This is a genomic window from Paenibacillus sp. QJM3NY_38, assembly GCF_056173265.1.
The window spans coordinates 6,630,039-6,642,489 of the sequence record NZ_CM149665.1; the positions used below are offsets into that span (position 1 = coordinate 6,630,039).

The following is a 12,451-nucleotide window of genomic DNA, read 5'->3' on the forward strand; positions in this document are numbered from 1 at the left end:
AGACCGCATAACGCACAATCCCAGACATATAGATGGTGGCTTTCTGTGATATTAAATAGGCCAAGCATCCAAGTTTATGCTTTCTGATAGCATGAAAAAGTCCGCGTCTTTTTGGAAGACAACGGACTTCGATGTTCAGCATCACTATATATGAAGAAAAGCCTATTCCATAGGCGGACCATGCAACATAAAATAAGCCGTGCAGCACTATGTCAGTCACTTTTTTATGGTATATCTCAAGCTGTTCTGCTCTAACTCGGGCTCTGTCAGCAGGTCCGAGTAAACGCCATACACGCCCCATTTTTCATAACTATTCACGGTGTTGGTGTCATTGATGGTATGGACATAAGTCACGGCACCCGCTTCCTTCAGCTTGGCTACGAAGTTCGGGCTGACCTTGTACTCCGGCATGGTAACGGCGTCAATGCTGTTTTCCTGCACGAAGGCCGTGATCTCGGCGGGTGAATCCTGCGTGGCATACAGCGTATAGATAATCGACTTAAACGGATAGATGTCCATGACCATATCGAGCATCGGCTCATTATATATTTGGATGACCACCCGATCCAGAAGTGCCGGGTTCCTCTCATTAGCAGCGTTTACAATCTCCTCGAACAGGTACTGTATATCCCGGTCCTTCTGCTCCTTCGTATCCGTCACGATGTAGATATCGGGATGACGTTCCATCATATCCATAATCCCCTCAATATCCATCGGTTGGTATTGCTCCAAAATCGGCGTAGTAATGAATTCCTCATGGCTCAGGCGGGCCGCCTGCTTATCCTCGGGGAGTTTCTCCTTCTGACCCAGCTGCTGTGTCATGCTCTCCGTCCACTCGTGCCTGGCTGCGACTTTGCGATCCTCCGTCAGCATCAAATCAATCTCGAATACCCGGGTGCCTTGCTCGTAGTTAACGACCATAGCTTCGTAGGCGTTCGTGTAGGGCTGTTCCCTGATACTTCCCATGGCATGAGCAATCAGGCGATAGGCCGCGAATCCTTGCGGTTCTTCCTCTTCCAACTCCAGATGAGTCAGAAGCAGTATCATAATGGCGGAAAATAATAGAAGGACAGCTGCGATCCGTTTCATGGTATCCCCACCCCTTGTTTCGTTCATCGCTGTTGCTAGGTAAATACCCGGTTGAAGGGTGGGCAAAACAAAAAAACGCCACTTGGCGGCTGCCAAATGACGTCTACATTCATTAAAATCAGTATGCGTTCTTAAATCCGTTGCGGATCGTGCGCAGAATGATTTTGATATCAAACAGAATGGACCAATTCTCGATGTAGAAAATATCGTGCTTGATCCGCTCCTCAATCGAAGTATCCCCGCGCAGGCCGTTGCTCTGCGCCCACCCCGTGATGCCCGGGCGTACGTGGTGTTTCACCATATACTTCGGAATTTCCTCTTTGAACTGTTCAACGTAATAAGGTCGTTCCGGTCTTGGGCCCACAACGCTCATATGTCCGAACAGGACATTAAAGAACTGCGGCAGCTCATCCAGACTGGTCTTCCGGAGAAACGAACCGAACTTGGTGCGGCGAGGATCATTCTCCACCGTCCAGCCCGTATCCGGCGCCCCTTCCGGCAGCGGCTTCATCGAACGGAATTTATACATATAAAAGTTTCGGCGGTTCAGCCCGACCCGCTCCTGCTTGAAAATGATGGGTCCCCGAGAAGTCAAACGAATACCCAGGTAAATCCCGATCATCACCGGCAGGGTCAGGATAATCGCTACTAAGGAGAATACAATATCGAATGCTCGCTTAAACAGTCGGTTTGCCGCTAGATCCAGCGGGATATCACGCACGTTGATCATCGGCATCCCCGCAAAGTTATCAAACACCGGCCGTGCCGGGAGGTAATCGAAAAAGTCCGGGATAATCAGCGTTCGGACACCGGCCTTTTCACATGCGGCTATGATCTCCGGGTATTTGTGGTGCGCATTTAGCGGAAGTGCAAGCACGACCTCGTCCACGAGCTTTTCGTTTAACACCTTATGTAGATCGCCGACCGAACCGAGAATAGGTTTATAATCTTCCCCCTCATTTTCATTACTCGTATGTATATCTTCAATGAATCCTATAACCTCATAACCAAGTTCCGGATACAATTGCAGGTTATCGTAGAAGCGTTTACCCAACGTTCCATTTCCAACAATTAATACAAACTGGCGATTGTAGCCCTTTTTGTGAAAATAGTATGCAAATCTTTTAAGAATATAACGATAAAATATGTTCGTCAAAACGATTAGCGTCATATATATCGCTAAATACCAACGAGAAATATCCACTTGTCTCACAAAAAACATTAAGCTAAGAAGAGCAAACATACCAATAAAGTGGATATGAAATATTTTTATAAAATCATCAACAAATCTCTTTTTCTTCTTTGAGGAATATAAGGAGAGCATTATTCCAACAACCAAAGCTATCCCACCATACACAAAGCTCCATGTTGCATAAGTTGTATAGGGGAGAGGATTTTCATAAATAATCCAGCCGCTCTCGAATTTAAGCCACCATGCAAACAGGAAAGAAAGTTGGATAAAAACGAAATCGATGACCATGAATAACTTAGTCATAAAAACCTGATTTTTATAAATCATGATTTTGGTCTCACTTCATCGTAAGAGTCACTTGTTATTGAACGTATGCGATTCATGAGCAGTGATATTAACATTTTCACAATAATTCCTGTATATACTCCTCCGTTTATAAGGATATTGTACCTCTTGCGGTAATGTTTGCGATAGAAAAGAATCATGGAACGATGAAACTCATAAACAATTTTGTAAGGTTTACGACGAGCGCTGGCACCTTTATAGTGCACAATCGTCGTACGTGGATAATAGTGGACACTCCATCCTGCCTGCTTGATACGATAGCACCAGTCGATATCTTCTCCATACATAAAAAAATCCTCATCCAATCCACCAACTTCCCTAAATGTCTCCAAACGAACCATCATGAACGCTCCAACTAAACAATCTACTGGATACTCTGTGTCAGGATCAAGATATCCAAGCTGATATTGATTGAATCGGGGTTTATTCGGAAACAACCTACTGAAACCAAAGGCGTAGTAGAAGGAAGATGAGGGAGTAGGAAAGCCTCTTTTACAAGCTTTATCTAGTGACCCATTAGGAAGAATAATTTTACAGCCTGATGCACCGATGGTTAAGTTTCGATCCATAAATGCAACCATTATCTCAATCGTATTCTTCTGAATTATCGTATCAGAATTTAAGAGAAGCATATAGCGTCCTTGTGCAATTTTCAATCCTTGATTATTCGCTCTAGCGTAACCAACATTATGATTATTAACAATTAATTTCACCTGCGGATATTGCTCTCTAATTGTCTGAACTGAGTTGTCTTGAGAATTATTATCTATAACAATGACTTCATATGTAAATTTATCAGTTGAGGCATATACAGATTGCAAACAATCAACCGTTAACTTACATGTATTGTAGTTGACAATTAAAATGCTCACATCCATTGCATAGTCTCCTGGGAAAAAATAGTTATATGTGTAAACATTATAACACAGACAAACATTCGAGGATTATATACTACTACTAAAAAATCTATATGTAACCCGTCAGAACTAGAATCCTAAAAAGAAGTTGTTCCAGAACAGACTGACGAAACAATTTACTTTCCATCAAAAACTTCATTTTTTGAAATAGATGCTTTCTAGGGGAGAGGAAAATCTCAAGTTGATACTTCTTTTCATTATCCAACTGATTGCCATATACCCTTTTAAATTCTTCTGCTTGACGCTGTAATAAATGTTTCCCCCTATGTTTCATAAAACTCCTGTATTTCCGCTTAATATTTCCTAACGGTGAATTAGTGCCACCAACTACGTTATTATCATGTTGACGATATAACATTGATGGTTGCTTGTCATAGATTGTATATCCAAATGCTGAAACCATGAGATATAGCCACCAATCATGCATAATGACTTCTTCAGCATTAACTCTTGGCCCGTTTACAAATTTATCCCTTGCTGCCTTGTTAAGGATAATTGTTGCCCCAACGGCTATATTTTGAATGATTGCATTATAAAAAGAAGGTGGTTTAGCAGGGGCCATTGGCCATATACCTTGAATATTTAATGCTTGATCTACTAGCTCGGTCGATGTAAATACCATAGCGGGTTTACCGTCTAAAGGTTTCAATAATTTCAAAGCCGATTCAACCTTATGAGTCTTCCAAACATCATCTTGATCACATAAACAGTAGTAATCGGAATCATCATCTGACCTATACAATAAATCAAAGAAACTTTTCACAACGCCCATATTATCCTGTTTATAAACAACAATATTCTCAAACTGATCCATTCTAAACTGTTCTATGCACTTTATGGTGTTGTCTGTCGATCCATCATCTCTAATTAATATTGACATATTTGAATGAGTTTGATGAATAATACTTTCTAGTTGCTCCTCAATATAATGCTCTCCATTATAACTAGACATAAGCACTTGTACTTTTTCCATAGTAATAAGTTTTGATCTCCTTAATTTAATTATATAAAAAAGCCTTGATCTATGGGATCAGGCTTTCAAATAGTGAAATCAGGTTCTCATATGAACTATATAATCACGCACTGCTTCTTCCCAGGGTCTTAATACCTGAAAGCCATTTGTTCGGATCGCAATATTATCCATCACAGAATATTTTGGGCGTTTTGCGGGTCTTGGAAACTGCTCTGTTGTGCAGGGTTCTAGCATTGCAGTTATCTCTGTATCACGTATATTGTTGGCCTCACTAAAAATCACTTTAGCAAATTCATACCAAGTACAGGCGCCATAATTTGATGCATGGTATATTCCATATTTCTCAGTATGAACAAGTTCATGAAGAAATCGAGCTAGGTCCAGTGTATATGTTGGCGAGCCTTGTTGATCATTCACAACTTGCAATGATGATTTCTCCTGTCCTAGTTTCAAAATGGATTTCACAAAGTTGGTACCGTTCGAACCAAATACCCAAGAGGTTCTCACAATAAACCATCGAGTAGATAAATTTTGAACAAGTAATTCTCCCGCACGTTTGGATTTCCCATAAATACTTTGAGGCTCCGTATTATCGTATTCATGATATGGCTCATTATTACTCCCATCGAATACATAATCCGTACTCAGGTATACCAACTTAGCCCCAATCATTTGGGCAGCTATTGTGACATTTCTCGAACCATCTGTATTAACGAGATATGCTTCATCAATATTTGCCTCTGCTGCATCAACCGAAGTGTAAGCAGCACAGTGAATAATACATTCTGGCTGATATTTTGAGATAACTGATTTACACTGATTCAAATCGGTAATATCCATCTCAGCTCTTCCGCAGCCGTATACTTCTGTTCCTCGTTCTCTGAAAAAGCGAACAACATCATAGCCGAGCTGGCCCTCTGCTCCTGTTACAAGAACTTTCATTTTTCTTCACCTATTCGGCTATTATACTGTTTCATAAAATAATCTTTGTATTCACCTGACTGAATTTTGTTCCACCATTCTCTATTGTTCGAATACCATTGAATAGTTTCTTTTATTCCCGTCTCCAAGTTATACTTTGGTTTCCAGCCGAGCTCTTTTTTTATCTTAGTAGCGTCTATGCCGTACCTGCGATCATGACCAGGCCGATCCTTGACATGCATAATTAAGGATTCAGATTTGCCTAGCTCCATTAAAATAGTTTTTACAATATGAAGGTTGGTTTGTTCATTATTACCACCAATATTATAAACTTCCCCAACAATTCCCTTTTGGATAACTAAATCGATAGCGCTGCAATGATCCTCGACATATAGCCAATCACGAATATTCATACCATCGCCATAAATAGGTATGGGCTCGTCGTTCAATGCACGAGAAATCACAAGTGGAATTAACTTCTCTGGAAACTGATAAGGACCATAATTATTAGAACAACGAGTAATATTCACTGGAAGTCCGAAGGTTTCATGATAAGCACGGACCAGCAGATCACTACCTGCCTTGCTCGCAGAGTAGGGGCTGTTAGGTGCTAATGCAGTCTTCTCTGAGAAAAGTCCGGTCTCACCGAGGGAGCCATATACTTCATCCGTTGATATATGAATAAACTTTCTTACGTTATGTTTTATTGCAGCGTCTAATAATACTTGAGTACCTAAAATATTCGTATTAACAAACGCATCAGGTTCATGTATACTTCGATCAACGTGGGATTCCGCTGCAAAATTTATAACCATATCTAAACCCTGCTGAAAAACCTTGTCAACTTCATGTTTATCCTTAATGTTCGCCTTAATAAAGGTATAGTTAGACCTATCATGAACACTTTCCAGATTTTCCAAGTTGCCTGCGTAAGTGAGTGCATCCATATTAATAATGTGGTAACTAGGGTAATGTTTCATCATATACATTATGAAATTGCTACCTATAAAACCTGCACCACCAGTAATAAGTAATTTCATAGTAGCCCCCTACTCAAAAATCATGTGTGCATCCTGTAACAATGGATGTTGTTGATCTTTAACTGATAAAATTGGATTTGATGTTGGCCAAACAATCCCTATCGATGGGTCACTCCATAATATTCCACAATCGTGATTGGGGGAATAGTATTCGTCTACCTTATAGAACACTTGTGTATTTGGCACAAGCGTACAAAAACCATGGGCAAAGCCTCTTGGCACTAATAATTGCCGCCTGTTCTGTTCACTCAGAATAACGCTTTCCCATTGGCCGAAAGTAGGTGATTTTTTCCTAAGATCTACAATTACATCAAAAATTGCGCCCGAAAGTACTCGCACTAACTTTGCTTGTGTCTTCGGTAATATTTGATAATGTAGGCCGCGTAGCACATGAGCTTCAATTGATAAAGAATGATTATCCTGAATAAATTGGTTATTCACTCCATGTTTTCGAAATAGTGCTTCATTGTAGCTTTCCATGAAATAACCACGAAGGTCTTGATGAACTTCTGGTTCTAAAATAAGTGCACCATTTAAGCTAAGAGGAGTTACCTTCAAAACTTCACCCCCTTAATTTTCTTGAAAATTATCCGAGTACGAAATCCCTTGCCAACTCATTCGCTCTCGCAAGTGAACCATGTGTCCCAGCATCGGTCCACCAACCATGTAACACTTCAAACGTTAGCTCCCCACGTTCAATATATGCATTATTTACATCAGTGATCTCCATTTCACCCCTAGCTGAAGGTTTTAAAGATCTAATGATATCAAATACAACGTTATCAAACATATATATTCCGGTAACAGCATAACTTGATTTAGGCTCGTTAGGTTTCTCTTCAATAGAAATTATGCGTCCATCTTTAAGTTCGGGTACACCGTATCTCTTTGGATCTGGTACTTGTTGAATAAGGATTTTGGCGCCCACTTGTTGTTTCGCAAACTTAACAACAAATTCTGAAATATCATTTGAAAACACATTATCACCAAGTATAACCACCATTTTATCCTCACCGATAAACTGTTCTGCCAAGCTGAGAGCTTGTGCGATCCCACGAGCCTCGTCCTGCACTTTATATGTGAACGATACCCCCATCTCTTGTCCACTTCCAAGCAAGTTTACAACATCCCCCATGTGTTCTTTACCAGTAACAACTAGGATGTCCGTAAGTCCCGCTTGTTTTAGTTTATAAATCGGATAAAAAATCATGGGGTACTTACCCACAGGGAGTAGGTGCTTATTGGTAACCTTAGTCAAGGGAAAGAGCCTGGATCCGTTCCCACCTGCCAAAATAACAGCTTTCATAAGACCTCCGATTCATCATTTCAGAATTAATAAGAATTACTAAATAACTCCTCTACAATCTTTACTACTCTTTTATCCCATGTATGTTGCATAAGAAACTGCTCAATTTCATGAAATGAAGGTATAAGAATTTCACTCTCGTTTAGCTTATGTACTAAAGTGATGAGTTCTTCTTGATTGGAATATAACTCTACGAAACCATAAAACTTTTCAATTTCTTTATAACTAATAGAGATAACAGGTTTACGAAAGCTAATATACTCATAAATTTTCACCGGATCCACCGATCTTACTAATTCATTTATTTTAAACGGCATAATAAATGCATCTGCTTCATTAGCATATAACGGTAACAACCTATGATCTACAGATCCAAAGTATCTTAATCGAGGATGCTGTTCTATATTTTTAGTATCTACAGGGCCTACTAAAGAAATTCTAATATTCGAAAATTCCCGCAAAATCGTATGGATCGAACTAAAATCAAACCAATCCCCAATGGTACCGATATACATAATATTGATATGGTCTTTAACAGGGAGAGTGTTTATATTGTTTGAATTTTCTATCCATTCTTTGCATACCCCATTGTTTATAATTAAAGGTTCCACCTTTAATTGATCTCTATATTTTGAACATATCTTATTTCGAAGATACGCCGAAGAAACAATAATCATACCTGAAATACCAATTAATTCCGATTCTAATCTTTCAGCATTAACCTGCTTCGTAGACCTAATTGGATAGAATTGAGGAAAGTCATCCATACAATCATAAACTATAAATTTTCCTTTTAATTTATCTACCGGGAGGTATTCGAGGATCAGTGGAGACGTAATCCATACAAAATCATACAGTTCTAAATCATCAAACTTATAATAATTTAAAAAGTTCTCAATTCTTTTAATAGATTTTACTCTGCTTGAGTACGGCAATTTTCTTATAATATTCTTTTTGTGCAACTTATTAAAGGTCACAAGGTTATCAACATTATTTGAAGAATCATAAAATTTATTTATATAGAATAAATCTACATCAAAATAGTTTGTCAGTTCCTCATAAATAAAATGCGGACGTTGTTTAATCCAATTCCAATCAACATGCATCAGATAAGCTATTTTTAATTTGGCCAAAACATCTCATCTCCCGATATTGAAAGTGAGAAATATTAATCCTACAATTGTTATTATAAATTTGCTCTTAATAATTTTGTAATGACTTTTGCTTTAGCGTCCCAAGTATTATTAAGTGCATCTTTTTTCAAAAGACTAAGATAGGTTTCTTCATTCTTAACGTTAAGACTGTGTTCAATTAATTCGATGAATTGTTCGTAGTTTTGCGCAATTAAGACAGACTCATATTTTCTACATTCCGGTAGATCTGTTGCTACAATCGGATGTCCCAGCGCCATGTATTCGAACAGTTTAATTGGAGACGTGGATTCTGTTATCTCATTTAATTTAAATGGGATAATAGACACGTCAAACCAAAAAGCATAACGTGGTAAATCCTTATAGTCGACTGGCCCAATGACAGAAATATTCCCGTGTTGTTCCAAACCTGATTTTTCCATGGTTCCATCATAATTCCAACCTATCAGAAGTATCTCATATTGTGGTTTTTGCACTGCCAATTCCTTAACTAATTCATAATCAAACCAACTAGCAAATGCGCCGTAATAACCAATAACAGGTCTTCCACTAACTGTAATCCTCTTTATTTCTTCAGGAACATCCTCAGGCTGAAACTGTTTGCTGAAATGATCGTAATCAACACCATTCGTAACCATTTCCATGTTATTAGATCTAAAATCCTTTACTTCTTTATAAAGCTTGTCCGCTGAAGCAACTACAATACACTTTTCATTTTTTAATATTTGCTTATGTTTGTCCCATACATATTCGGGGACCTCTCCTGAAAGTTCTTCATGGATTTCATCTATGTATTCATATAAAATCAAATCACCCTTATTTAGACATTCATCAATCATCGTATTTGTAGGGTTCATATCAGTGGAATACAGATGTAGTATCTTTCTTGAGTTTAATTCCATCAACAAATCGAGCCTATTGGTTAAATAACAGTTATCTTGAATCTCTTCAAAACCATTTACATTATCATAGCTGTTGGGAGAACAGTAAAAATACAGGAAATTTTGACTTGACAGTTTCAGCGCAAGATGTTGAGGCCTTTGAAACAAGGGGATATTCCAGTCAACTAAGTATGGAAACACGATAATTGGTTTATCTTTATGTTTTTTCATTATCCTTCTTAGTTGCATATGGTGGTCTATAGAATGAAGCTTCCTATTCTTTAAAACCATTTTGTTATAAGCTTTCTGTAGAAAAGTTTTCATTCCTGAAGTTCGAATGATTCTAGCTGATTTGTGAACATATCGTAATGAAGAAGAATCTCTAATTTTATAATAAATATTGGAAACTTTCCAAAAGTCAGATTGGTATATCTGAGTTAGCTGTTGCTCTAATTTCAGATTCGTTTGACTTAGTAATCGGTTTTCGAATTCAATATCTTTCGAATTTTGTTGTTCAAGCTCCACTAATTTCGACTTTTCTCTTATCTCAGCAAATAGAGCGTCTCTTTCCTGGGTGAGAACATCCACTTGTTCTTGTAATTCGTCGAACTTAATTCTCCCTTTTTTCGACTCCTCTTTTAAAACGCTGAGCTGATTCTCAAATCCTTTAATTAGGCCTATATTGCCATCCACTGATTCTATATTAAAGTTATTAGTATTTACTGTTTCCTCATTACAATAAATAAGCACTATTTGCTTCCCCATCCAATAGTCATCCTCATAAATTGTACAATCTATTTCCTTAAAATATGCTAGTAAGAACCCCCCAAGTCTTATGGGAAAGCTTTTATAATCAAAAGTACAAAAATGCTCGTCGCTAGGAGCATCCTCCTGGAAAGGGAGCAGTAATACCATGAATTTATTACAATTTGTTGTTAGCTTCTCCATGATGCTTAATGGATCTTTAAAATGTTCCAAAGTATTAGATGAAAAAATCACATCATATTCTTGTTTAAACTCAAAAATATCCTCCGTTTCGAATTTTATATCGGGGTAGTGAGATCTAGCTTTAATTATAGCTTCAATTGAAAAATCAATTCCTACAACTACCGAATTGAAGAATTGCTGCGAAAGAATATGAGTTGCATCCCCCTCCGCACAACCGACGTCAGCTATACTAAGGCTGTTATCCTTAATCTCTTTAATCAGCCATTCCGGAAATGCATCAAGAGCAACTTGACCGAAAAATGCTGTTTGGCTTCTGCCCCTGTTCTCCTCCCAATTCGTGATAAACCTGTTGTTCCAGTAATCTTTACTATTTATAATTTCATTACTCATAACAATTACTCCTTAATCGTATTGTTAAAGTTAGAGAACTTTTATAGTCTGCTCGACTGGAACGTTAAAAAGACCAAACAACTGCTTTCTGGAACTCACTTTAAAATATAAGGCACCTTCAATATAATCATAGTATTCAGGCACTGAGCTTACCCTATCCTCTAGTGCAGCAATCAAGATGTAGTCACCTTGATTCAAATAGTTATGAAGTGTAAACGAAGCCTCAATGATACAATCGTTATTCTTAAATAATTTCACACCGCTATCAAAGGTAGTTGAGACAATTAAATCTAATCCGGTTGTATTTTTTATAGAAAAGGCTACACTAAATGTATCGAGATCAACTTCAGGAGGAACAAATGCGGATATTTTTATCGTAAAAGGTTCCCCTGCCTCAAGTAAATCTGTATCATGATTAAGGTAGTTTGAAAGTGTTACCGATTTGATTAGCCCTACATTTTTCCCCCATCTATTAATAGGATTAAATTTAGTTTCAGTCATTTGATAATTATTCTTTACAAATTCATTACTTACTAATTGTTCTTGATTTTCATTATTCATATATTCAACATAACTTGCGGTAACTTCGAACGTTGTTCCGATTTTCTGTAATTTCCCCTCATTTATCCAAATAGTTCTATCACAAAAATTCCTTACTGAGTATATATCATGACTCACAAACAATATTGTAATCCCTTTTTCTTTCAGCTCCTTAAACTTATTAAAACATTTAGTTTGAAAACGCACATCGCCAACTGCCAGTGCTTCATCTACAATTAATATTTCTGGATCTACATTAATGGCGACTGCAAAGGCCAATCTAGCAAACATTCCGCTGGAATACATTTTTACAGGTTGATTAATAAATTCGCCAATTTCTGCGAATAATAAAATATTCTGTACTTTTGCATCCATCTCCTCTTTTGAAAACCCCATTATGGTTCCATTCAAATATATATTCTCCAACCCCGTAAATTCTGGATTAAACCCGGCTCCGAGCTCTAATAAAGCCGAGATTTTTCCACTCACAAAAACATTTCCTTGTGAAGGTGTCAAAACCCCTGTAACAATTTTCAAGAGCGTTGATTTCCCAGAGCCATTTTTTCCGATAATCCCAACCGTTTCCCCTTTCTTAACTTCAAATGACAGATTATCTAGTGCAAAAAATTCTTGGTGGTATCTCTTGCGGTTTAAATGAAGAGTTTCCTTTAAACGTTCAATTGGCTTATTATAGAGTTTATAGACTTTAGAAACATTAATTACCTTGATTGAAATGTCTGAAGACATACGCTCCCTCC

11 protein-coding genes are annotated in these 12,451 nt (G+C 37.8%); all 11 read right to left on the reverse strand.

Annotated elements, in window-relative coordinates; genetic code table 11:
* Positions 1–216: 216 nt before the first annotated feature.
* Entirely contained in the window at positions 217–1,089 is an 873-nt protein-coding gene (locus AC0VZ8_RS30925) for a phosphatidylinositol-specific phospholipase C/glycerophosphodiester phosphodiesterase family protein (protein WP_475485332.1), read from the reverse strand.
* A gap of 118 nt (positions 1,090–1,207) precedes the next feature.
* Positions 1,208–2,608: an undecaprenyl-phosphate glucose phosphotransferase gene (locus tag AC0VZ8_RS30930; protein ID WP_475485333.1), complete on the reverse strand. Its 1,401-nt coding sequence runs from the start codon at positions 2,606–2,608 to the stop codon at positions 1,208–1,210.
* Positions 2,605–3,504, reverse strand: a complete 900-nt coding sequence (locus AC0VZ8_RS30935) for a glycosyltransferase family 2 protein (RefSeq protein ID WP_475485334.1) — start codon at positions 3,502–3,504, stop codon at positions 2,605–2,607. Before AC0VZ8_RS30935 ends, AC0VZ8_RS30930 begins: the two co-directional genes overlap by 4 nt.
* Before the next feature lie 88 nt (positions 3,505–3,592).
* A complete protein-coding gene (locus tag AC0VZ8_RS30940; protein WP_475485335.1) occupies positions 3,593–4,516 on the reverse strand; it encodes a glycosyltransferase family 2 protein in 924 nt (307 codons plus the stop codon).
* 78 nt (positions 4,517–4,594) lie between these two features.
* On the reverse strand, positions 4,595–5,458 hold the full coding sequence (gene rfbD, locus AC0VZ8_RS30945) for a dTDP-4-dehydrorhamnose reductase (protein ID WP_475485336.1): 864 nt from the start codon (positions 5,456–5,458) through the stop codon (positions 4,595–4,597).
* On the reverse strand, positions 5,455–6,477 hold the full coding sequence (rfbB, locus tag AC0VZ8_RS30950) for a dTDP-glucose 4,6-dehydratase (RefSeq protein WP_475485337.1): 1,023 nt from the start codon (positions 6,475–6,477) through the stop codon (positions 5,455–5,457). Before rfbB ends, rfbD begins: the two co-directional genes overlap by 4 nt.
* Positions 6,478–6,486: 9 nt before the next feature.
* Entirely contained in the window at positions 6,487–7,035 is a 549-nt protein-coding gene (gene rfbC / locus AC0VZ8_RS30955; protein WP_475485338.1) for a dTDP-4-dehydrorhamnose 3,5-epimerase, read from the reverse strand.
* A gap of 28 nt (positions 7,036–7,063) precedes the next feature.
* On the reverse strand, positions 7,064–7,783 hold the full coding sequence (locus tag AC0VZ8_RS30960; protein ID WP_475485339.1) for a sugar phosphate nucleotidyltransferase: 720 nt from the start codon (positions 7,781–7,783) through the stop codon (positions 7,064–7,066).
* Between the two features lie 26 nt (positions 7,784–7,809).
* A complete protein-coding gene (locus tag AC0VZ8_RS30965) occupies positions 7,810–8,916 on the reverse strand; it encodes a glycosyltransferase family protein (protein WP_475485340.1) in 1,107 nt (368 codons plus the stop codon).
* A gap of 53 nt (positions 8,917–8,969) precedes the next feature.
* Entirely contained in the window at positions 8,970–11,153 is a 2,184-nt protein-coding gene (locus tag AC0VZ8_RS30970; protein WP_475485341.1) for a methyltransferase domain-containing protein, read from the reverse strand.
* A 30-nt stretch (positions 11,154–11,183) separates the two neighbouring features.
* Positions 11,184–12,440 carry an ABC transporter ATP-binding protein gene (locus AC0VZ8_RS30975; protein WP_475485342.1) on the reverse strand — a complete coding sequence of 419 codons (1,257 nt, stop codon included), beginning with the start codon at positions 12,438–12,440 and terminating at the stop codon, positions 11,184–11,186.
* Positions 12,441–12,451 lie beyond the last annotated feature (11 nt).